The 22,690-nt window shown below is 45.6% G+C and carries 19 protein-coding genes; 11 read left to right on the top strand and 8 right to left on the bottom strand.

Features of this window, described 5'->3' with window-relative positions:
* Window positions 1–1,629 (bottom strand): thiamine pyrophosphate-binding protein, encoded by a 1,629-nt coding sequence (locus tag A8709_RS05260; protein ID WP_065851120.1) that lies wholly within the window; start codon window positions 1,627–1,629, stop codon window positions 1–3.
* Window positions 1,626–3,929 carry an EAL domain-containing protein gene (locus A8709_RS05255; protein WP_341833415.1) on the bottom strand — a complete coding sequence of 768 codons (2,304 nt, stop codon included), beginning with the start codon at window positions 3,927–3,929 and terminating at the stop codon, window positions 1,626–1,628. The genes A8709_RS05260 and A8709_RS05255 overlap by 4 nt, the downstream gene beginning before the upstream one ends.
* A 321-nt stretch (window positions 3,930–4,250) precedes the next feature.
* Between A8709_RS05255 and A8709_RS05250 the strand changes: the two genes are divergently transcribed.
* From A8709_RS05250 to A8709_RS05235, 4 genes are all read left to right on the top strand, one after another.
* A complete protein-coding gene (locus A8709_RS05250; RefSeq protein ID WP_065851119.1) occupies window positions 4,251–6,050 on the top strand; it encodes a sensor histidine kinase in 1,800 nt (599 codons plus the stop codon).
* 5 nt (window positions 6,051–6,055) lie between these two features.
* On the top strand, window positions 6,056–6,649 hold the full coding sequence (locus A8709_RS05245) for a response regulator transcription factor (RefSeq protein ID WP_065851118.1): 594 nt from the start codon (window positions 6,056–6,058) through the stop codon (window positions 6,647–6,649).
* A gap of 260 nt (window positions 6,650–6,909) precedes the next feature.
* Window positions 6,910–8,640: a collagen binding domain-containing protein gene (locus A8709_RS05240; RefSeq protein ID WP_065851117.1), complete on the top strand. Its 1,731-nt coding sequence runs from the start codon at window positions 6,910–6,912 to the stop codon at window positions 8,638–8,640.
* A 92-nt stretch (window positions 8,641–8,732) separates the two neighbouring features.
* Window positions 8,733–10,478 (top strand): S-layer homology domain-containing protein, encoded by a 1,746-nt coding sequence (locus A8709_RS05235; RefSeq protein WP_167357005.1) that lies wholly within the window; start codon window positions 8,733–8,735, stop codon window positions 10,476–10,478.
* A 105-nt stretch (window positions 10,479–10,583) separates the two neighbouring features.
* On the opposite strand, the gene A8709_RS05230 is transcribed toward A8709_RS05235, so the two are convergent.
* Both A8709_RS05230 and A8709_RS05225 read right to left on the bottom strand, forming a co-directional pair.
* Window positions 10,584–12,056: a DHA2 family efflux MFS transporter permease subunit gene (locus A8709_RS05230; protein ID WP_065851115.1), complete on the bottom strand. Its 1,473-nt coding sequence runs from the start codon at window positions 12,054–12,056 to the stop codon at window positions 10,584–10,586.
* On the bottom strand, window positions 12,049–12,510 hold the full coding sequence (locus A8709_RS05225) for a MarR family winged helix-turn-helix transcriptional regulator (protein ID WP_065851114.1): 462 nt from the start codon (window positions 12,508–12,510) through the stop codon (window positions 12,049–12,051). Before A8709_RS05225 ends, A8709_RS05230 begins: the two co-directional genes overlap by 8 nt.
* 354 nt (window positions 12,511–12,864) lie before the next feature.
* Between A8709_RS05225 and A8709_RS05220 the strand changes: the two genes are divergently transcribed.
* The 7 genes from A8709_RS05220 to A8709_RS05190 all read left to right on the top strand — a co-directional run bounded on the left by A8709_RS05220 (window position 12,865) and on the right by A8709_RS05190 (window position 19,357).
* Window positions 12,865–13,449: a TetR/AcrR family transcriptional regulator gene (locus A8709_RS05220; protein WP_084224702.1), complete on the top strand. Its 585-nt coding sequence runs from the start codon at window positions 12,865–12,867 to the stop codon at window positions 13,447–13,449.
* Window positions 13,450–13,537: 88 nt separating this feature from the next.
* Window positions 13,538–14,422, top strand: coding sequence for a transporter substrate-binding domain-containing protein (locus A8709_RS05215; RefSeq protein ID WP_065851112.1), 885 nt, complete (start codon window positions 13,538–13,540; stop codon window positions 14,420–14,422).
* Between the two features lie 26 nt (window positions 14,423–14,448).
* On the top strand, window positions 14,449–15,093 hold the full coding sequence (locus tag A8709_RS05210) for an amino acid ABC transporter permease (protein WP_065851111.1): 645 nt from the start codon (window positions 14,449–14,451) through the stop codon (window positions 15,091–15,093).
* 17 nt (window positions 15,094–15,110) lie between these two features.
* On the top strand, window positions 15,111–15,863 hold the full coding sequence (locus tag A8709_RS05205) for an amino acid ABC transporter ATP-binding protein (protein WP_065851110.1): 753 nt from the start codon (window positions 15,111–15,113) through the stop codon (window positions 15,861–15,863).
* A 24-nt stretch (window positions 15,864–15,887) separates the two neighbouring features.
* Window positions 15,888–17,108 (top strand): M24 family metallopeptidase, encoded by a 1,221-nt coding sequence (locus tag A8709_RS05200; protein ID WP_065851109.1) that lies wholly within the window; start codon window positions 15,888–15,890, stop codon window positions 17,106–17,108.
* Between the two features lie 203 nt (window positions 17,109–17,311).
* A complete protein-coding gene (locus A8709_RS05195; RefSeq protein ID WP_065851108.1) occupies window positions 17,312–18,472 on the top strand; it encodes a Gfo/Idh/MocA family protein in 1,161 nt (386 codons plus the stop codon).
* A 24-nt stretch (window positions 18,473–18,496) separates the two neighbouring features.
* On the top strand, window positions 18,497–19,357 hold the full coding sequence (locus A8709_RS05190; protein WP_065851107.1) for a sugar phosphate isomerase/epimerase family protein: 861 nt from the start codon (window positions 18,497–18,499) through the stop codon (window positions 19,355–19,357).
* Window positions 19,358–19,434: 77 nt separating this feature from the next.
* Here the strand turns inward: A8709_RS05190 and A8709_RS05185 are convergent, their stop codons facing one another.
* Genes A8709_RS05185 through A8709_RS05170 form a run of 4 tightly spaced genes read right to left on the bottom strand, consistent with a single transcriptional unit; the run spans window position 19,435 to window position 22,682 of the window.
* Window positions 19,435–20,115: an ABC transporter permease gene (locus A8709_RS05185; protein WP_065851106.1), complete on the bottom strand. Its 681-nt coding sequence runs from the start codon at window positions 20,113–20,115 to the stop codon at window positions 19,435–19,437.
* Window positions 20,096–21,031 carry an ABC transporter ATP-binding protein gene (locus A8709_RS05180; protein WP_065851105.1) on the bottom strand — a complete coding sequence of 312 codons (936 nt, stop codon included), beginning with the start codon at window positions 21,029–21,031 and terminating at the stop codon, window positions 20,096–20,098. The genes A8709_RS05185 and A8709_RS05180 overlap by 20 nt, the downstream gene beginning before the upstream one ends.
* Before the next feature lie 15 nt (window positions 21,032–21,046).
* Window positions 21,047–21,982 carry a sensor histidine kinase gene (locus tag A8709_RS05175; protein ID WP_065851104.1) on the bottom strand — a complete coding sequence of 312 codons (936 nt, stop codon included), beginning with the start codon at window positions 21,980–21,982 and terminating at the stop codon, window positions 21,047–21,049.
* 1 nt (window position 21,983) lies between these two features.
* Complete coding sequence (locus tag A8709_RS05170; protein WP_065851103.1) at window positions 21,984–22,682, bottom strand: response regulator transcription factor; 699 nt, start codon at window positions 22,680–22,682, stop codon at window positions 21,984–21,986.
* Window positions 22,683–22,690 lie beyond the last annotated feature (8 nt).

The following is a 22,690-nucleotide window of genomic DNA, read 5'->3' as shown; positions in this document are numbered from 1 at the left end:
TTATCCTCTTTTCGTCGTTGGTGGAATTTCGAATGGATCAACCATCACTTCAATAACAACTGTTGTCTGTGCTTGCTGTGCTTGCTCTATAGCAGCTTTCAGTTCTTCCGCAGTAAAGCATTTGAAGGCAAGAGCGCCCATGGACTCGGCATACTTTTGAACATCGAGGATGGTCTTATAAACCGTTCCGATGGCTTTTCCCAAATTTAAAGTCATGCCTGTATCAACCATATCGATCTTCCCGTTGTTGAAAACGATGAAAATGACATTGGCGCCATAGTTAACAGCTGTCGAAATCTCAGAACCGTGCATGAATGTGCACCCATCACCGGTTAGGCAAACGATTTTGGCATCCGGATTCGCAAGTTTAGCCCCAACAGCATACCCAATTGCGTGGCCCATAGTACCGAATACATCGTCGAAGTAGAACGTGCCTGGCTTCTTAATATCGTAATATTTGATCCCATAGAAGGTATGACTGCCATCATCGCCAAAAATGATCGAATTCGGGTCTAAGGAAGTATTCATGACTTGGACAGCTTCCGCTGCCAGGAGTGGGGATTTGCTTTCTAAGCGAGGTTCTTCCGTGATGTAATCCCGAATCTCAAAAGGCACTTTTACGATTTCCTTGTAATTCAACTTCTCAAATAAGGCCGATAAATTGGTTTTAATATCACCTAGAATCGGTAAGGTGTCGACGGGAATGGATTTACCAATGAACGTGCGGTCCATATCGAAATGAATGACCTTTTTCGGGAAAAGGGAAGGACTTAGCCCTGCAAGTGTCATATCAGACAGCTTCGTTCCAATGACGATCATGAAATCTAGACCGCATTCCACGTAAGCACTGGCTTGCACGGTCCCGCCTAACCCGAATGCCCCCAGGGATAAATGGTGATTGCTTTCGAATGCTCCTTTACCCCCAGGCGTGGTCATAACAGGAATATCGAAGATCTCAGCTAGCATTTTCACTTCCCGATAGGCCCTGCTCGAATGGACCCCTTTGCCAAGGAAAATAACCTTTCTCCCGGGGCGGTTGATGGCATCTATGCACTTATCTAAGTTTGAAGCGACAGGGTACGCAATCTCAGGTAAGTCAATTTCAAATTCCTCTATACGCTCAGCCAATACATCCGCCGCTATGGAAAGATGAACGGGGCCTTTGACGCCGGAGTAGGCTTTCTCTAGGGCATGTTGAAAATACGATTGAAACGTATCGGCTCTTTCCACGCGCGCGCTAAACTTCGTCACTGGCTCAAACATTTTGACAATATCCGTTCCGAACATCGTAGAGTCCTGGCCTAATGCCTTACCTGAATCATGGATAGAGGGGTGACCGGTAATGAATAATACAGGAAGATGAGAGGCCTTCGCCTGACCAGCAGACGTTAATAGATTGGTCCCCCCAGGTCCTGATGTACCAATGGCTACGGCCAAGCTATTATTCATTAGGGCGTACCCCGCTGCCTCAAATCCAGCTCCTGATTCATGCTTCGCTAGTACAAAATGAATATCGTGATTAGCTATATCCAGGATGAGTGCAGTTACGGCTTTGCCTGGAATGCCAAATACGTGATCGATCCCCCACTTTTTAAAATGGATTGCTAAGATCTCGGAAATTCGTTTCATGTTAAACCGTCCATTTCATTTGTGGAATTCATCTTTATCTCGTTATTCAAGTTATAAAACGACTTTTCAAAATCAACGACAGAAAGAGGTTTACTGTAATAGTATCCTTGAACAGCATCACATTTTTTCAATTGCAAAAAGTCGAGTTGATCTTTGGTTTCTACGCCCTCTGCGACGACATCTAAATTCAAATTGTGTGCCATGGAAATAATCGTACTCACAATGTTGGAATCATTGACATCGATCATGATATCTCTCACGAAGGATTTATCTATTTTCAAAGTATGGATAGGGAATTTCTTCAGATAGTTCAAAGAGCTGTATCCTGTTCCGAAATCATCAATACTAATCCTCACGCCTAAGGCATTCAATTGTCCCAAAACCGTAATCGCACGCTCCACATCCATGGTCATGGTTTCTGTAATTTCTAGTTCCAAATAGTTAGGATCCATGCCCGTTTCAATGAGTGTATTCGCGATCACTTCGACTAGATTATCTTTGAGAAATTGCTGTGAAGATAGATTAACTGCCATTCGGAGCTTCGGAAAGCCCTGTTCAATCCACCGCTTGCTTTGGTTACACACTTCACTTAACACCCATTCACCAACTTGAGAAATGAGGCCATTTTCCTCTAGAATTGGAATGAATGATACGGGAGATACGATGCCATATTCGGGGCTGTCCCATCTTAAGAGCGCTTCCACACCAATAATCTTCTTGTTTACCAAGTCCACTTGAGGTTGATAATACACGACAAATTCTTTGTTTTCTAAAGCTCTTCGCAATGAAACCTCTAAGGATAATTTATCCTTTTCTTTCGAATGGGTTTTCATATTGGCATCGAATAGCGTGTAATTATTTCTCCCCTTTGATTTCGATTTATACATCGCATTATCCGCATAAACCATGAACGTCTCTGCATCTGTCCCATCATTAGGGTAAATGGCGATACCGATACTCGCAGTGACGTGGAACTTAGATCCATTAATGGTGAATGGCGTGTCAAATAAGTCTATGATCTGCCTGCCTTTTTGAATCACGTCCTTTTGCCCATTGATGTCATGGAATAGAAAGATGAACTCGTCCCCGCCCATGCGGAAAACTTTCCCGTTGTCTCCCAAACACAGGATTAACCGGCTAGAGACTTGCTTGAGCAGAATATCGCCATTGGAATGTCCAAAGGCATCATTAATCGTTTTGAAATGATCTAAATCCAAGAACATGAGAACCAAATCGATCGTTTTCCCCGAAGTGAGCGAGGAGGAAATATGATAGTTCAATGTTTCTTGGAGTGACCGTCGATTAGGCAGGGATGTTAATTCATCGTGGTAAGCCAAATAATTGTGCCGCTCTTCATTTAGATAACGCTCGGTAATATCTCGAAGCTGGGAGTAAGAGCCAATAAAGTTATGAGTCTCATCATAGATGGGCTGTGCATCAAATAAGCAAACAAGCTTTTGATTATCGACTGTTCTCAGAATCATTTGCACATTGTCATAACTCTTCTTTTTTTGAATCACTTTTTTCATATAACTACTTACTAGGCATTCAGGGTCCTGATGAGCTCTGTCTACAATATTGGAATCTCTTTGAATATTAAATTTGTCCATGACAAAATCATTCACTGAATTGATGACGCCATCTGCGTTTGTGATGATAATGCCATTTCTATTTTTATTGACCATGATCTGATTCAACATGTTGAGCTTTCTGTTCTGTTTCCGCAACAGGAGCTCTCTCTCAATGGAGTCAACAACGGTAGATAGCATAGTTAAGAAGAAGGGATTATGCAATTCCGTTGCCGTCATGATGCAGATACTGCCAAGTAAATTGTTGATATCTGTGTAGCGAAAAGCAACCCCATAGCACGCGGTACCGTGAAGGATCGTGTGGTAATGGTTTGAGCCGATAAGCTGAATCGGATGGTTTTGTTGGAGGGATAAGCTCACAACGTTAGTCCCCATATCCTCTTGCGTGAATTGTGCGCCTACTTCAATACCTAATTGATTGATCGTCATTCGGATGGTTTCATCTCCGACCATATGCAAGAGATAGCCATTTTCATCAGATATTACAATAAGTACCGGCGTGCCGCTTAACGAGTCTAAGATTTTTTTGGAGAAAAAATCAACGACAGATAGAATTTCTTGATAGGTATGTCTTTTTTCTAATAGCTGCAAGTCCGACATGGAGTGTTTAGGTTTTCTAATTTCATTGGGATCCATGCCTGCTTCTACACATTTTCGTTTCGATTCAACGATATAGTCCTGTTCATGCTTCAGCTGTACCAGGTTAGCCACCGCCCCTCATTTTAACTGTAGGAAATCACACTAAGCTATGTTTGAGCTAAGTTTGTAAGCTCGATTCTATGGTTCGTAAATATTAGGGCAATATTAATCCAGTTTGTGAGAAATAGCTACACCGATTTCCATTTCAAATCTTCTATTTCTATTCGACAAAAAAAGAGATTACCCTGCATAAAAAAAGAGGAATAATAAAAATGAAAGGCGAAGGCAGAAGTGCATGCCATTTTTTTCAACAAAAACCAACAAATTTCGCGTCAAGTTTGATAACATAGAGGAACAGAATGATAGATGATTGCTGTATGGGGGCAAGTGTATATGAGTTATAATTTGTACTTATCGGTTCTACTAATGGCGGCTACGTGCTGTTCGTTAATCATTGCTTACCTCAGTTGGAAAAGAAGAGAGCTTCCCATAGCCATCAGTTATGGATTGGGCGTGCTAACGGGCGGGTTTTACTCCTTCGGCTATGCCTTTGAAGTGGTGAGTACGACACTAGATCAGATACGTTTCTGGCTGCGCGTTGAATACATAGGGATTCCTTTTGGCACGATCCTGTGGTTTATTCTCGTCCTGCAGTATACAGGGCGGCAACGGTTCGTTCGCAAATGGACGGTAGCGCTGCTAATGATCGTTCCTATGATTACTTTCATCTCGCACAATACCAATGAGTGGCATCATTTATTTTATAAAAGCATGACGTTGAATGACTCCGAAGGCTTCCCTCTTGTCACCTTAGAAAAAGGCCCCCTCTATAAGCTGCATGTGTTGTACTCGTATTCTTTTTTTGTCGTCGGTATGGGTATGTTGATCCAAATGTTTTTTAAAGCTACACCGCGAATGAGAAAGCAAATCGCCTTTATGATTATTGGCTCATGGGGCCCTTATGGTTTTACGCTCGTGTATCTGAGCGGTATCATCTATATGCCAATTGATATATCCCCTTTTGGATTTATTTTCTCAGGTATCTTCTTCTTATGGGGGATTTACCAGTTCAATATGCTCCGAATAGCTCCCTTGGCCTTGCAGAAGGTATTCGCCTCCATGCAGGATGCGGTCATGGTATTTGATTTAGACAATACGCTAACCAGCTTCAACCAGTCTGCCAAACGAGTTGTGCTTGGCATCGATCATACGTGGATTGGACAGCCTGCAGTGCAGCTTTTCGGCCAGTATCCCGTGCTGCTGGAGATCATTATGAAAGGTCCCTCTGTTGGAAGCAAGGTTCAACTAACAGGACCAACGGATGCGCAATTTTATAATGTCCATCTGTCATTTATTAGTGATCACGCACAGAAGCCCGCCGGTAAAATGCTTCTATTAAGCAATGTCACAGAAATGGTGCGTTCGGAGGAAATATTGCGCGAAAACGCGAAGCAGTTGAGTGAACTGAACACGTTCAAGGATAAAATGTTTAACGTCGTTGCTCACGATATTCGTGATCCATTGGCTGTACTTATTAATTTAATGGAGATTATGGAAGATGAAATGGGGGATTGTGACGGAGATCACGAGGAAATTGTCCGTGAGATGAGTCAACAGATTCAGAACACCTTTTCCTTGGTAGAAAGCTTGCTAGATTGGTTCAGGAGTCAAACGGGGGGGATGATGTTCAATCCCGTTGAAAGAGATCTGACGAATGTTGTTGGGTCCGCTCTACGATTCATGCACGTTCGAAGTGAAAATAAGCAGATTCAACTCCTTACGGAAATTCCGCAAGATACGTTCGTCTATGCAGATAAAGAAATGCTGGATCTTATTATCCGAAACCTCGTGTCTAACGCGATTAAATTTACCTCCCCAGGAGGCAGCATTACGGTAAGGGCAGCACGTAGAGAAGGTGACATGCTCGTATCGGTTACCGATACGGGTGAGGGTATACCTTCAGAACTAGCGAGTACGTTGCTGCAGGAGACTTATCCAATTTCATCTATGGGAACGGCTGGGGAGCGCGGCGTTGGCTTGGGGCTTACCTTATGTAAGGAATTCGTACACTTAAATGGCGGGGACATTTGGTTCGAAAGTACACCTTCACAAGGTAGTACCTTCTTTTTCTCAATCCCTCTGCCCCCTACGAAAGTATCATTCAAGTTAGCCGAGGCAGGTATAGGAGTGTGAGAGCGTTGAAGGTAATCTTGATCGATGACGAGAAGGCAATGCATTTCATTATGAAGCGGATGTTGGCGAAGATACCAGGTATTGAAGTCGTTGGCAGCTTCGTAGAGACATCTCAGGCCTATTCCTTTGTAGTCACACATGAGGTGGATTTAATTTTCGTTGATATCAGCATGCCCCGGGAGAATGGTATGGAGTTCGCGGAACGTTTGCGAGCGAGCGGGAGTGAAACGAAAATCGTCTTCATTACCTCCCATAAGGAATACGCTCTGTTTGCCTTCGATGTCTACGCGTTCGATTACATCGTGAAGCCTGTGGTACAAGAACGATTGAATAAAACCGTAGAGCGAGCACGGGTTGACTTGGAGTCTGGCGTGGCTGTGGTGACAAGCTCTACACCCTTGATTGATCCGCTGACCAAGCGAGAAATGGATATTGTACGAGCCATTGTCGATGGGTTATCGAATAAAGAGATCGCCGATCTCTTTGGCTTAACAGAGGGCACGGTCAAAGGGCACATCAATCGCTTATATGGCAAGCTCGGTATCAAAAGGCGAGTACAAGCCGTTGCTCGCATCCGCGAGTTGCGACTTTTGCCCTAAGGTTGTACTAATAATATTGTCAAATATAGACAAAACGTGAACCCATGCATCTTCAATGTATGGGTTTTTCGACATTTTTTTCAAAAGTATAACTTTAGTTACACTTCAGATCTGGGTCCAAAGTCTATACTTACTAGTAGAACTAGATTTACGAAAAAACTGATAGAAAAGAGGGTTGAATACACTCTGTAAGAGTAGTTTTATGATGTTAGTTTTTAAGGTGAGTTATACGAATAGATTTTTAGGAGGAAAAAGAAACTATGATTTTAAAATTAAAAAAAGTAATTGTCTCATCAATTCTAGCAGCATTAGTCATATTCGGTGCAGTAGCGCCTATGGCATCAGCAACGAGTGGATCCACTCGGGTTGATGGTTATGCACCTTCTTTTGGAGTTTACCCAGATTCTAATGCAGGAAGCATTCACGTTTATAACATAGACTCGGATACATCAAAGGTAGTTTTATATAATGCAAATGGTGTTGAATCAGGCTCTGCAGTTAATTCAAATCCTGTCGTTAATAATCAGATAACTACGGGGCAGAACTTACTGGAAGTTGAATTTAAAAATCTAACTCCTGGCCTTTATACAGTTGCTGAATTCTCAGGAACAGTAAAAAGTGCAGCTAGTTCGCAAATTACTTTAGGTCTTAAACACCCGGAATCAACTTTTAACTGGGACGCTACAACACTTGGGACAGTTCACGTTACTAATCTTACACCTGGAGCAGTAGTTTCTTTGCTAGACTATTACACTAATGCGTTGCTTCTACCTACATCAATCGCAGACAGTAATGGTAAAGCTGAATTTGTTGGTGTTCCAAATGGGACTTGGTATATTGTAAAACAGGAATTTACTGCTTTGAACAACACTCAACTTACTGCGAATTCAAATTCAAGAAAGTTTCTCTCCAAAAACAACCTTCCTTCGATGCAGATTGAAACTAATGCCCAAGGCGATGTAGCTGTAAGTAATGCTGTTCCTAATGCAGAGTTGCGATTATATCATGTATCAATTAATACTACAGATAATAGTACAGTTACATCTGATGTATATTTGTCTGCCATCGTCCCATCTAGTGGAACCTTTACATTCCCTGCAGCTGCAACCATTGTATCTCGCTACAGAGTTGTTGAAATGGATAGCAATGGAGGAGACAGATCGAATAGCTTTAGTGTAGAGCCTCATGCGCCTACTCTTGCCTTATCTTCAACTGGAACAGGTGTAGTTATTACAGGAGCTTTACCAAATGCTAATATCAATATTTATAATAACTCTGTTAATTATAGTAACTCTGGAACAGCTGATGCAAATGGTACACTAACCTTTGACCAAGTTCCTGCTGGCGTATATACAGCTGCTCAAGCATCCCCATTTAATGCTTGTGCATATGGTGATATCTCGAATGCAGTTACTGTTCAAAAGTGGATGACTCGTCATCTATATACAGGATGGAATACACTATCTGTTCCTTTCGCTTTGAAAACTGCTACATTACAAGCTATTCTCGGTAATCAATATGCTTCCTTGGATAAAGCCTATGCTTATGATAATAAATCTGGTCAATGGGTAGGGCTAACACCTGAAAATCAGGGTACTTATTTGTCACAACCTCAGACAGCATTGTTTGTTAATATTAAAGCATCTAGTAATGATGTAGTTGCGACATTTGTTGCAACGGAGGGTGTTAATCCTCCATCTGTTTTACACCTCACTACTGGATGGAATCTAGTAGGCCCATCTTTATTGAACATCTGGAGTTCGCCAAGAGATTTCTTAACAGGGAATTCTTCCGACGTGATTCCAATGCTGATTAGTCCCAATGGTCAAGGATTTGTTTATAATAAAAACAATAATAACGGAGAAGTAGTTAATACATTAGGTTATTGGGTATACGCGAAGTCAGATGCCAATTTGATTGGACAAATCTCTACTGGAACGGTTAATGATGCTAGTAATTATGATATTAACACTTGGCAAATCAACTATTAATTTTTAAGAACGGGGGTACAATCTGCTGTACCCCTTTTTTTATTTCATCTGTATTCTTATTATCGCTATTGTATATGAAAGGCGGAAATCACTTGAAAAAATGGACTTTTAAATTTTCAACAGTCTTCCTTATATGTATCACGTTTTTGTTCTCAGGTATGTCAGTATATGCTGATGAAAGTACTCCCCCCAGCTTGCCAATGTCAGTTTCCGGATCAGTCATCTCTACAACTGGTGCGCCTGCCTCAGGATCCATCGAGGCTATTCTAGATGGCAAGACTGTCGGAACAGTTAACATAAATTCTAATGGGACTTTTGGCGGTTCTGGATTAGTGCCTCAACTATTGGTCAGAGGCTCCTATTCTGAGAACAATAATCACCCTGTCACATTTAAAGTCAATGGTGGAAGTGCTACCTCTTCAATTGCAATTGCTTTTCAGGCAGGCGCTAACATTACCAATGTGATCCTTACTGCTACTGTTGCCTCACCTCCTAGCAACGGTGGAGGTGGTGGTGGCGGAAGTGTAATTATACTCCCGCCCAAAAAAAGTAACCAAGTAACTCCTATAGATTCAAAAGCTAATCCAGTAGAAGTGGATACAAGCAAGAATGTAGTTAAATCAAGTAAAGATGCAGAGGGACACGTAACAAATAGCGTTACGCAAGATGGCGCAGCCTTAACTAGCGCACTTAAGAAAGCAGCCAGCCAAGATAATCATGGGGATGCGCCGATTGTTTATATCACTTTCGATAACCCATCTGGCGAAGCCGTCATGTTTAATATTTCTGCTTCGGTATTGGCTGAAGCTGCAATTACTGCACCTAGTGCAATCATCTCGTTACAAACCAATGATGGAGAATATTCTTTACCGCTTAGTATCATTGATTATGCAATGCTAGTAAAAAATCTTGGCACTTCGAGTGAGAATATTAGCATTCAAGTTTATATTTCACCAGTACATGCAGATATCAACACTAAGATCAGAGCTAACGCTCAAGGGATTTCATCTTCCCAGCTAGGGAGTGCATTTGATTTTTCAGTTAAAGCGGTAGGAAACGGAAAGACAGTTGAATTGAACAGCTTTGGTTCAACTTATGTAGCAAGGACTATTGTGTTGACTACTCCGGTTGATGGAACACATGCGACAGTAGTCCTTTACGATCCAGTTACAGGTCAATTTTCTTTTGTGCCTGCATTATTTGGAAAACAATCTGACGGCTCCACAAAAGTAACCTTCAAGCGTAATGGGAACAGTATTTATACCGTACTTTCCTCAACTAAAACGTTCGATGATGTAAGCGAGCATTGGGCAAAATCGGATATTGAGCTAATGGCTAATAAATTAATCGTCAACGGTGTTACTGATTCTAAGTTTGCTCCAGAAAGTAACATTACCCGCGCTGAATTTACAGCTTTGTTGGTGCGTGCTTTAGGATTAATTCCGGATACAGCTTCCGCAACCTTCATAGATGTGAAATCAAGTGATTGGTTCGCTGGCTCCATTGGAGCTGCCGTACAGGCGAAGCTTGTCAGTGGCTTTGAGGACGGATCCTTCCAACCTAACGCACCGATAACGCGCGAACAAATGGCTGTTATGGTAGCCAAAGCATTGGGCGCCGCGGGTAAAACAGTTGAAGGCCAAGCAGCACTTTTGAGCAAATTTAACGATAATTCGCAAATTAGTGACTGGGCTAAGGTGTCCGTTGCGCAATCCGTTAAAGCTGGGATTATCTCCGGTATGACGGACAGCACGTTCGTTCCAACCGCAAATGCAAGCCGCGCACAAGCGGTTGTTATGCTGAAGCGACTACTGCAATACGCGCAATTCATCAACTAAGCGAATATACGCATACAGAAAAAGGTCATCTGCGAAGATGACCTTTTTCGTCGTTTCTATAAATCGCGTTTATATAGTTCAAGTTCCTTAGAATAACCGACTCCCTTAAGCTGCTTTCTCAACAGTCGGCTCTTCCGCTGGCGAAGTCTTCCTAATGAAGAAGGCAAGCACGAGCGCGGCAACTGTCATCCATGTAGCAATTTCGAAGGAGTAGTTAATCCCGAACACCATAGCATGATGAGTAACATCGGCCATAGCGGTTGCATCCTTCGGATTGATTTTGCCTGCGATGACAAGATCCTTCGCACGTGAAGTGGCGGTGTTCGTCATTACCGTAACGAGAAGCGCTGTACCGAGTGCTCCCGCGACGTTACGAAGCGTTTGGGACATCGCTGAACCGTGCGCGTTCAAACGCCGTGGCAGCTGATTTAAGCCCGCTGTTTGAATTGGCATCATAAGCATGGACATCCCGAACATCCGAAGCGTGTAGACCAGCATGAGATGGTTATACGTGGAGTCGACGGTAAGTCTGCTGAATTCAAAGGTTGTGATCGCGGTAATCGTTAATCCAATAACCGCTAACCAACGAGCCCCGATTTTGTCGAAAATAATACCCGTCACAGGCGACATGATACCCATCAGAATGGCACCTGGAAGGAGCAATAGACCGGAATCCAATGGTGTGAACCCGCGGATATTTTGCAAGAAGATTGGCAGCAGCACCATACCTGCGTACATGGACATGGTGATGATGATATTGATGACCATCGTGAGAGAGAACATGTTGTATTTGAAAACACGCAGCTCCAGAAGCGGCTTCTCTGCCGTGAATTCTCGCCACACGAAGAGGATTAAGGCGACAGCTCCGATGATTAAGCAAGTGACAACGGTGCTGCTGTTCCAGCCGTCGGCTCCTGCGTCACTAAACCCGTATAGCAAACCACCAAAACCAAGTGTCGAGAAGATGACGCCAAGGATGTCGAATTTCGGCTTCGATGTTTTGATCACATTTTTCATGGAGAATGCGCCATAAATGAAGGCAAATAAGGACAATGGCAGAACAATGTAGAACAATACGCGCCAAGAATGGTGCTCAACAATCCAACCCGACAATGTCGGCCCGATCGCAGGAGCACAGATCATAGCGACACCCATGAGACCCATCGCTTTACCACGTTCCGCAACAGGGAAGATGGTTAGGAACACGATGGTCATCAGCGGCATCAGAATACCAGCGCCAACGGCTTGAACAAGACGTCCTGTCAATAGGACGCTGAAGCCAGGGGCGAAAGCACAAATGATGGTGCCGAGAGCGAAAAAGCCAGCTGCTGTTAGGAATAATTTCCGAGTAGTGAACCGGGAAATAAGGAACGCGCTGACAGGGACGAGCACGCCGTTCACAAGCATATAACCGTTAATGAGCCATTGAATGGTGTTTTCATTGACGTTCAAATCGGTCATCATGCTCGGCAAGGCGACGTTTAATAAGGTTTGAGCAAGTAAAGCTACAAAAGCCGCGATTAGCAAGGATGCAACAATCGGGCCTCTGCGCAGGGTGTTCGTAACAGAATTACTCATACGTAGGATCTTCCTCCAGTTGTTGGTGCAGGATGTGCACGATTTTTTTGTGAATCCGAATCATACTGTCAAGTTCCTCATCGGACAATTGCAGAAGCGGAGATAACCGTTCCACTTGGCTTTCTTTCATGCGTTGTAAAAGGATTTCACCCTTTTCCAGCAGCTTTAAAGTAACTGACCTCCGGTCCGAGTCGGATCGTTCTCGTGAGACAAGTTCCGCCGCAACCATGCGATCAATAATCCCGCTCGTCGTGCTTTTGCCTAAATGGATGCATTCGGCCAGCTCGGATAACGTGATACCTGGTTCTTCGAGTAGCTTGCGTAGAACAAAAGACTGAATAGGCGTAACGCCTAAGTGTTGCGACGCTTTCGCCATGACTTGGTAGAAAGCCTTCTTCACTTCTCGCGTGGATTGAATGATTTGGAGCGTGCGCTGTTGTTCCTGATCGTCCATAAGTGTTCATTCCCGTCGCCATGATTTCGCATACGAATAATTCGCATACGAACTATTATAGGAGTGCTGTCAAAGTGATGTCAAACAAATAAAAGAGTAAATTTGTGGTTATGGTAGTTTGTGATAGGGTGCCGTCCAACATTCAGACAATATTTAGTGGGTATAATGCGAGGAATTGGGGTAACGTAATCGTAAAGAAATCAAGAGTGGTCGTAGGGAAATGGGAATTGACAACGATAACCTTTTAAAGTATAGTTTTTTAGTCGGAATTAATATCTACTGACTAGTCAGTCAATAAAAGGGAGGCGTATGCAACTGCCTATTCCACCAGATCAAGATCGTCGTCAGCAATTGATGCAAGTTGCGCTAGAATGGTTTGCCCGTCACGGGTATCACAATACCAAGGTTTCCGATGTGGTTAAATCCGCCGGCGTCTCGCAAGGCACATTCTATTGGTATTTTCAAAGCAAAGAACAGCTGGCTGTTGAATTAATTGAAACGGGCAAAGACAAGCTGACCAAAGTGATTGAGGAAGGTTACCGTCAACATGCCGGATCCGTTGCAGATATGGTGACTTCGTCGGCGCGGCTGCTAACGCATCTGTTCGAATTCGCAGATCAGAACCGGAATTTGATGGCTTTACTTCTAATTAAGGGGCAGGGTGCAGATCAACCTGTACGAGAGGCTGTGTCGCAGACGTGGATCGAGTTTGAGAATGCTTTTAAAAGCAATGTGGAGCGTGCGATTGAGCTCGGAATGCTGCCTCAGATGATCAACGTGACGCTGCGCGCCAACATCCTCGTGTGCTTAATTACCGGCGTTCTTTCGAAATGGTTGTTCGGACCCATGCACGATGTGGACTACCAATCTACCTTTAGCCCGATCGAAATGGCAGAGGAGACGGCAAAGTTCGAAATCCACGGTTTACTGGGTGCATAACAATGCACAAGTCATTCACGGGGGATACACAAGAAGTTTATAAGTGATTTACAAGCATACAACTAAGACACCATCAGGAGGAAATTTCATGTCGATCTCATTTAAAAGCAGTTTCAAAAGCCTAGCGTTGCTCAGCGTTTCACTGGTTGCACTTGCAGGCTGCAGCGGGAAATCAAACGAATCTCAAACCAGCGCCACGCCAACTCCTGCGACTAGCTCCAGTGCAACGCCTACGGCGAGTGCCAGCGCGTCAGGCGATTTATTAGCCAGCATTACGAAAGCAGGCAAAATCAAAATCGGATTAATGGGTACTTACGCACCCTATAACTTCCTTAATGACAAACACGAAGTGGACGGCTTCGATGCTGATGTGGCGAAACAAGTGGCCCAGCGCCTTGGCGTTCAAGTTGACTTCATCACAGGGGAATTTTCGGGCTTAATTGAGGGCTTACAGGCGGGGAAATACGACGCGTTAGTCAGCCAAGTGACGATTACCGATGATCGTAAGAAAACGATGGATTTTTCCACACCATATATCAAGAACAGCGTGAATGTCATCGTTAAAAATGATAACACCACGATTAAGGCGATTGAAGATTTTAAAGGTAAAAAAGTTGGCGTTGGTCTAGGCACGAACGATGAAACCTACCTAAGAGAAGTGGTCCTGCCGAAAGTAGGGAACTTTAATATTGCTACCTACAACGATGTGATTACATCTCTGACGGATTTGAACGTGGGACGTATCGATGCGACGATTAATAATGTATTTGCAATTCAACCGCTGGTTGAGAAAAACAATTTTAAGATCAAAACGGTTGGCCCCGCGATTAAGGACGATTATGCCGGCATTGCCGTTCGCAAAAACAATCCTCAACTCATAGAAGCGATTAATAAAGCGTTAGCCGACATGAAAACCGATGGTACGTTCAAAGAAATATTCCAAAAATGGTTTAAGGTCGATCCGAATATCTAATCGTCAGCTTGTGGGAGGGTGCGCGAATGGAGCTTGTTTTACATAACCTCGACTATCTGTTGAAGGGTGCCTACTATACGCTGTTAATTACGTTAGTTTCGATGTTCTTCGGCTTTTTCATTGCACTGCTGGTAGCGATCGCTAGGTTGAAGGGGAACCGAGTGATCCGCTTACTTGCTCAAGGGTATGTGTCGATTATTCGTGGAACCCCGATTTTGGTGCAGCTTTTCATCGTGTACTATGGATTACCGGATTACGGGCTAATCTTAGGGCCGTTTACCGCGGCCTATATTTCGCTGAGTATTAACATCGGTGCTTATTTATCAGAAACGTTCCGCGGAGCGATTCTTTCTGTAAGCAAGGGACAGACGGAAGCCGCGCTGTCCATCGGTTTGACGCCTTGGCAGACGATGCGCAAGGTTGTTCTGCCGCAGGCCGCGAGAGTCGCGATTCCGCCGATGGGCAATACATTTATCGGGATGCTGAAGGAAACCTCGCTCGTCTCGATCGTGACGGTTACCGAGTTGCTCCGTTCGGCTCAGCTATTGATTGCGCAATATTATGTTGCTATGCCGTTTTATCTTGCGATTGCTATCATGTATTGGGTGATGAGCCTGCTGTTTACAAGTATTCTTAACCGTGTTGAAAAGAAATTATCTAAGGCTTATTAAAGGTGTGTGGCCGCAAAATGATTGAAGTGAGTAAGCTTTCCAAAAGCTTCAATGACCTTGAAGTGTTAAAAGATATCAACTTTCAGATGCGTTCGAAAGAAATCGTTGTTCTGATCGGGCCCAGCGGTTCAGGGAAGAGTACGCTGCTTCGCTGCCTCAACGGCTTGGAAGAGCCGGATCGGGGGACGATCCAGATTGGCGATGTGAAATGGGATGCGACCCTGCAAGCTTCCGCCAAAAAGCAAGCCATCCGCGACATGCGATTGTTGACTGGGATGGTTTTTCAATCTTTTAATTTATTTCCCCATATGACGGTGATGGAAAATATAACGATGGGACCGATGCTCGTCAAAAATCAGTCCGAGAAGCAGGCCATAGAGCTAGCGGAGTCGCTGCTCGCTAAGGTAGGCTTACTCGAGAAGAAGCATGAGTACCCGTCCAGGCTTTCAGGCGGCCAACAGCAGCGCGTAGCAATTGCGCGCTCATTGGCAATGAAGCCGCAAGTCATGCTCTTCGATGAGCCAACCTCGGCGCTAGATCCAGAGTTAACCGGCGAAGTGTTGACGGTGATGAAGCAGCTTGCCGAAGAAGGCATGACGATGATCGTTGTCACGCATGAGATGAAATTCGCCAGAGAAGTGGCGAATCGAGTGATTTTCATGAGCGATGGCATTATTCAGGAAGAGAATACGCCGGATGTGTTTTTTGCGCAGCCGCAGACGGAGCGTGCGCGTAAGTTTTTACGGCAAATTGACCATCAGCCTGTTTAATACGAAGAAGAGGTGACGTAGGCGATGTCGCAACGGCAACAGCATGAACAGCATTTTAATACGATAGCAACGAGAGCCCGTGCGATCATGGAGCAAGAGAACCTCGATGCCATTGTAGCTTCGACGTGTGAGAACTTTTACTATCTTTCTGGTCATCCGAGTACCTTTATGTACACCTTGCGGATGAGTGAAGTTGCATTGGCTGTTATGTTCCGCGATCCGAGCCGCAAGACCGTAATTATTATGAATGACTTTGAGGCAGCTGGCGTGTCCAGCGAGTTGACGCATTGTGAGCTGCGCACCTATCCAACGTGGGTAGATGTGGATGATCCGCTCGGCCTCAGAGGCGGGAAGTATGAAGGAAAGCGGCCGATGGCACATCAGGCGGTGGAAATGTTCGGTGTGTTGCAGGCCACACTAGCGGAATTTGGGGTAGAGAAGGGTCGGATCGGCCTGGAGATCGATGCGATGCGATTTGCGGCGGTGCAGGCACTTCGTCAAGTGCTCCAGCACGCGGAACTACTCGAGGCGAATGGGATCTTTAACGCGCTGCGCGTGATCAAAACCCCCTGGGAAATTGATCAACTGCGCAAAGCATGCGCATATGCAGAAGCGGGTATTACCCACGCGATTCAGGGGATTCGCGAAGGCAGCACGGCCGAAGACATCGTGCATGCCTTTCGGCTTGGTCTGATGGGGCAGGTCATGGGATCCGTCCCGCGCTTTCATATGATTTCGGTCGGGGCGGAGTTTGCGCCTGCACATATTTTCGATACACGCCCTGCGGTGCAGGGGGACGTTATCAAGTTTGATGTCGGTATCGACGTGAACGGATACGGTTCGGATATTGCCCGGACGTTCGTCCTTGGCGCTCCGTCGGATGAAGTGAAGCGCATCTACGGAGCCCTGCGGGCGGGCCATGATAATTTGCTAGAGCGGATCGGGCCTGATATGCCGATGCAGCAAGCCTTTCACGAGGCCATGAGCGTCATTCGCAGCTCAGGCTTGCCGAACTACAATCGTGGCCACTTGGGCCACAGTGCAGGGCTTAGCCTTGCGGCCGAGGAGGCGCCGTTCATCGGCCCGTCGGAAGGGACCCTTTTCCGCCCAGGCATGGTCGTTTGTTTGGAAACACCGTATTACGGCTATGGCATCGGCGCGATTATGATTGAAGATATGGTACTGATCACGGAAAATGGCTGTGAGCGTTTGAATACATTATCACGCGATTTAATATCGCTGTAAGGTCGAAAAGCCGTCGTTTCTCCCAGTTTGAGCTGGGCGTGCCGACGGCTTTTTTAGCATCAAAATTCTGTACATGCAATTTATGTGCTAATTTAGTTGAAATCGTACGATCAATTCTAGAGGGTTTCATTTAAAATTCTAAACATGTAAACGCTACCAACATGCAAGAAGCTCAAATTGACCCATGGAGAGGAATAAGACCGATGACAAATGTGAGATTAGGCATTATTGGACTAGGTGCGCAAGGCGGGATGTACGCAGGCTTTATAGCCGAAGGCAAAGTGAAGAACATAGTCATCGGAGCGATCTGTGACACGGATCCTGCTAAGAAAGTGCTAGCTGCCGAGAAGTATCCGAATATGCCTTTTTATAACGATTATATCGAGATGCTGGAGAGCGGTGACGTGGACGCGGTTGTAACGTGTGTGCCGCATTATTTGCACCCGGAGATCGGGATTGAAACCTTGAAGCGAAATCTCCATGCCTTGGTTGAAAAACCAGCTGGTGTCTATACGAAACAAGTCAAAGAATTAAACGAATTTGCGGCTACGAAGCCGGAATTGACCTTTGCAATCTTTTTTAATCAGCGCACGAACCCGCTATACCAGAAAGTGAAAGAGATCATCGACAATGGTGAAATCGGCAACATCCGCCGCACGAATTGGATGATTACGACATGGTGGAGACCGCAAGGGTACTACGATCAAGGGGCTTGGAGAGCAACATGGGGCGGCGAAGGCGGCGGTGTGCTGGTCAATCAGGCGCCGCATCAGCTGGATCTATTGCAGTGGATTTGCGGCATGCCGAAGAAGGTGTATGCTAACCTGAAGTTCGGCTACCAACGGAACATTGTCGTCGAAGATGAAGTAACGGCTATGCTCGATTATGGGAACGGAGCTACAGGCGTGTTCATTACTTGTACGCATGATGTGATGGGGACAGACCGCTTCGAGATTCTGGGTGATAAGGGGAAAATTGTTGTCGACGACAGCAAGCGCATCACGATCAAACGCCTGCATAAACCGGAGTCGGACATGAGCGCGACGATGAATATGCAAGATGTGATGAAGCTGTTCATGGGTCAAGGGCAAGCTGAAATTTTCACCGAAGAAGTGCTGGAATTCGCCAGTGTATGGGGTGGGCAGCATATAGCGGTTCTTGAGAATTTTGCAGCAAATATCGTGGAAGGTACGCCTCTGCTGGCACCAGGCAGCGATGGCATTCATGGCGTTCGACTTGCCAATGCGATGCATTTGTCCAGCTGGTTAGGGAAAGAAGTAGAGCTGCGCTTCGATGAGGAGTTGTTCTTAGCGGAATTGAACAAGAAGATTGAAGTGGAAAATAAATTCCCAATTCGACAATAAATCGCGGTAGAGGAGGAACATCGGATGGCTAAAGGAAAAATCGGCGTTCAAATGATGATGCTCAAAGGCAAGGTAGATGAGTTGGGTGTCTATGAGACGATGAGAAGGGTGAAGGAGCTAGGCTACAGCTGTGTAGAAGTCTCGCAGATACCGATGACTGAGAGTAACGTGGCAGAGTTGAAGAGAGCCTGCGAGGATTTCGAATTCGAAATTGCGTCCCTGTCTGCTTCACTGGAGCCGATGATGCCAGGCATGCCAGGGGAGACGTTATCAGCGAATTTCGATAAAATCGTGGCGGATTGCAAGACTTTGAACTGTTCGTTCCTGCGTATCGGCATGCTGCCTCTTCACATGATCGGGAGTAAGGAGAAGACGATGGCGTTTGTGCAAAAAGCTGACGCTGTCGCGGAGAAGCTTGCCGAGCACGGCATTAAGCTGTACTACCATAACCATCATATTGAGTTTCAGAAGTATGAAGGGGAGTATTTGCTCGATATTATCAAAAATAACACGAAGCATATCGGCTTTGAAATGGATGTTCACTGGATCCACCGTGGCGGTGAGAATCCGGTCTCGTTTATTAAGCAATACGCTGGGCGGATTGCTCTGATTCACTTAAAGGATTACCGCATTGGGCAGCTAGATATGAACGCTTTAGCATCAGGCGATATGAGTAAATTCATGCAGGCTTTCACGAATGTAGTGGAGTTTGCCGAGGTCGGCGAAGGTAATTTAGATATCGCTGGCATCATGGAAGCCGGTCTCGAGAGTGGTTCGCAGTACTTCCTGGTTGAGCAGGATGATGTGTATGGACGCGACCCTTTTGACTGTTTGCAAACGTCGGCGCAGAACCTGCGTAAATTGGGGTATGCGAGTTGGTTTTAAAGGTCCTATGAATAAGAGAAGGCAGCCTAAGACCCATGGGGTTTGTGCTGCCTTCTTCTTGCTGTAGAAAGCCAAACTTACAACTGACTCCTCCGAACGCCTGCATAGGCCATGAGAGAGCCGATGAACAGACAAATTCCTGCTGCAACGATGTACGTATTGAAGTTGGTGTGAATGACATCATTATTGACGATTATCATTGTGCAGTTAGATAAAATAAAGGCACTTACAATCAAGGCAGGCATTGTTTTACGAAGCATACCGAAGAACAGGGGCACAAGCGAAGTGCCAGCCGCCGCAAGTGCAAAAATAATCATGTGAACAGCCTCTTCATAGAGCCGGTCCTTGGTTAGGGTTTCTGTAATATAGTGGTAATGCGAATTCGCAAGTAGGATAGCTGCATCGACCATGCTATTGGCGATCAACACAGTGAGAAAGGTCCAAACGGCAATAATAATGAGTTTAGCTAGGAATATCAGATTACGCGGAACGGGGTAAGCGAAGAGGAGCGTGATGGTTTTGTTCCGATACTCGTCAATGATCATCCTGCTCATAAGCACGGAAGAGAAAATAATATACGCGATTCCGGCATAATTCATCGTACTTAGAAAAGAGCGATCATAGCTCTGAATGTCATTGTTAGGTATATCATTGAACACGACCCACAGCACGAGCATTACGTTAAGCATCACAGCGCTAAGCAGCATCCCGCGCCACTTCGTTTTCTTGATTTCCAGCTTAATTAATTTCCATAGCATCAGGGGTGCCTCCTTCGATTAATCCGAGGAAATAATCTTCGAGAGAGCGCGTCTTTTTATTCAACGCTTCGACATCAATCTCATGCTGGACCAACAGGCGATTCAGCTGGGCCGGAGGCAGCTTCGGATCATAGATGCGAATAGCGCTGTGATCCATGATTTTATAATTGGTGATAGCCAGTTTATCTTCAAGCACAATCGCGGCTCGCCGAGCGTCGGTCACGACAATCTCGATATATTCGTTGTGGCGTCCGCGAACTTGCTCCATCGATACTTCTTCTAACAATCGTCCATGATTGATAACACCGATCGTATCCGCTAGCTGCTCAATTTCCTGTAAAATATGGCTCGAAATGAGCACCGTCATCCCATATTCCTTGCTCAGCACCCGAAAAAGATCGCGAATCTCGCGAATCCCCGACGGGTCCATCCCATTGACGGGCTCGTCTAGAATGAGCAACTCTGGTTTCGTACAGATCGCTCTGGCGATACCAAGCCGCTGCTTCATACCGAGTGAAAAGTCTTTCACCGGCTTATTGCCGATGCTCGCCAGACCGAGCAGATCAAGCGTTTCACGTATTGATTTTTTATCGTAATAGCCCATGTATTCGCAGTGCAGCTCTAGGTTAGCCTGTCCAGACAAATGGTCATAGAAGATGGGGTACTCGATAATGCTGCCCATCCGCTTCATGGCTTCGTAGGAGTGTGGAGTCAGAGGGGCGCCAAACAATTCAATTTCTCCGCTCGTTGGGGGGATTAAATTCGTGATCATGCGCATGACAGTGGTTTTACCTGCCCCATTCGGACCAAGAAACCCATAAATCTCGCCACGGCGAATCCGCATATTGACATGGGAGACGACTTCCGTTTTTTTATATGTTTTCGATAATTGTTTTGTTTGAAGTATGAAGCTCATAGGATAGGTGTCCTTTCAAAAACGGGGTGTCGGAAAACGGACGGTAAAGACAGTCTTCACATAGGGAATACTGTGCAGCGTAATGATGCCCTCCATGAGCTCGACTAGCCGCTTCGTAATGGTTAAACCAAGGCCGCTGCCTTGGTAGGTCTGATTTCTTGAGTCTTCCAGCGTATATAGACGCTCGAATACATTCACGTGGTCGCTCCCGCCGATACCTTTGCCTTGATCCCAGATTTCGATAGAGATGCCATCCTCATCTTGTTGCAGCGTGATACCAACAATACCACCTTCGTATCCATAACGTATGGCATTAGAGAGCAGATTTTGCAGCACGCGCCCGAGAGCTTCTGTATTGCCGTAGGCGTAGATCGGCTCCTCTGGAATCGCCACCTCGACTTGCAGACCTTGAGACTCAATCATCTCATAGTAAAAAAGAATGCCATTCCGGCAGGCCTCACTGAGATTAATCTTCGTGAGAGGAACAGGGCGATCACCCGATTCCAGCCGCGCTAGATCGAAAAATTGGTTCGTCAGATTCAGAATCTCGAGCGTTTTCTCATGAACCTTGAGGGAAAGGCGTTTGCGTTCTTCTTCATGGACGGTGACGTCATGTACGATCGTTTCCGTTAAGCCAAGGACAACGGTTAAGGGCGTTTTTAGGTCATGGGACATGTTCGCGACCATTTTCTTGATGGCATTCTCTTTACGGGTGTAATCAGCTTCAAATTTGCGGTTCGCGTCCAAGAGTCGGTTAGTAGCGATTAGTAAGTTTTGAAGTTCCGCGGAATTAGTATGAAGCCGTATCTTCTCCGAGGATTCTTGGTCGAGAATGTCCGTGAGCTTCGCCTGTAAATAGCGCAGCTCACGGGATTGCGTGATTCTGCGTCTTAATTGAACGGTGGTTAATATGCTTAGGAGAATACAAAGGCTAACCCAAAGGAGTGGCATGTTAGAAATCCCCCATTTTGTAGCCAATCCCCCATACCGTCTTGATGTATCGCGGGTTCGCAGGATCGTCCTCAATTTTCTCCCGGAGCCGGGAAATATGGACCTGAATCGCATTCACATCATCGTAATACGCATCATTCCAGACAGAGCGATAAATTTGCTCTTTGGAGAAGGCACGTTTCGGATGAGACATCAACAGCTTTAAGATGAGCAGTTCCTTCGCAGTGAGGTTGAGGGGGCTCCCGTTTTTAGATACGAGATGTTCCTCTGGATGAAGGGTTAACTCATGGACGCGCAGGACGGTGGGCTCCATGCTCACAGGAGGACTGGCATATTGCGAAGCCCGCCGCAGAATCGCTTTCACCCGTGCGGATAATTCGATTAGCGAGAACGGCTTGGCCAAATAATCGTCAGCCCCGAAACCGAGACCCAATGCTTTCTCCACATCACTATCCTTCGCAGAAAGGATGAGTACAGGCACAGTACTTCCGCCTCGCACGCTTCGCAGCACTTCCATGCCGTCCACGCCAGGCAGCATCAGATCAAGCAGGATCAGGTCAAAGGCTTCCTCGGCAAAGAGCCGCAGCGCCGCCTCCCCATCAGGGGCATGTCGAACGGTGAGGCCCTCTTTATTTAAATGGTGTTCCACCATTTCAGCTATAGCTAAGTCGTCTTCAACGAGCAAAATGTGATTCGTCATATCTTTAC

The organism is Paenibacillus pectinilyticus, from assembly GCF_001700435.1.
Taxonomy (GTDB): Bacteria; Bacillota; Bacilli; order Paenibacillales; family NBRC-103111; genus Paenibacillus_E; species Paenibacillus_E pectinilyticus.
The sequence above is the reverse complement of the archived record's forward strand: the minus strand, read 5'-3'. Positions and strand labels throughout refer to the sequence as shown.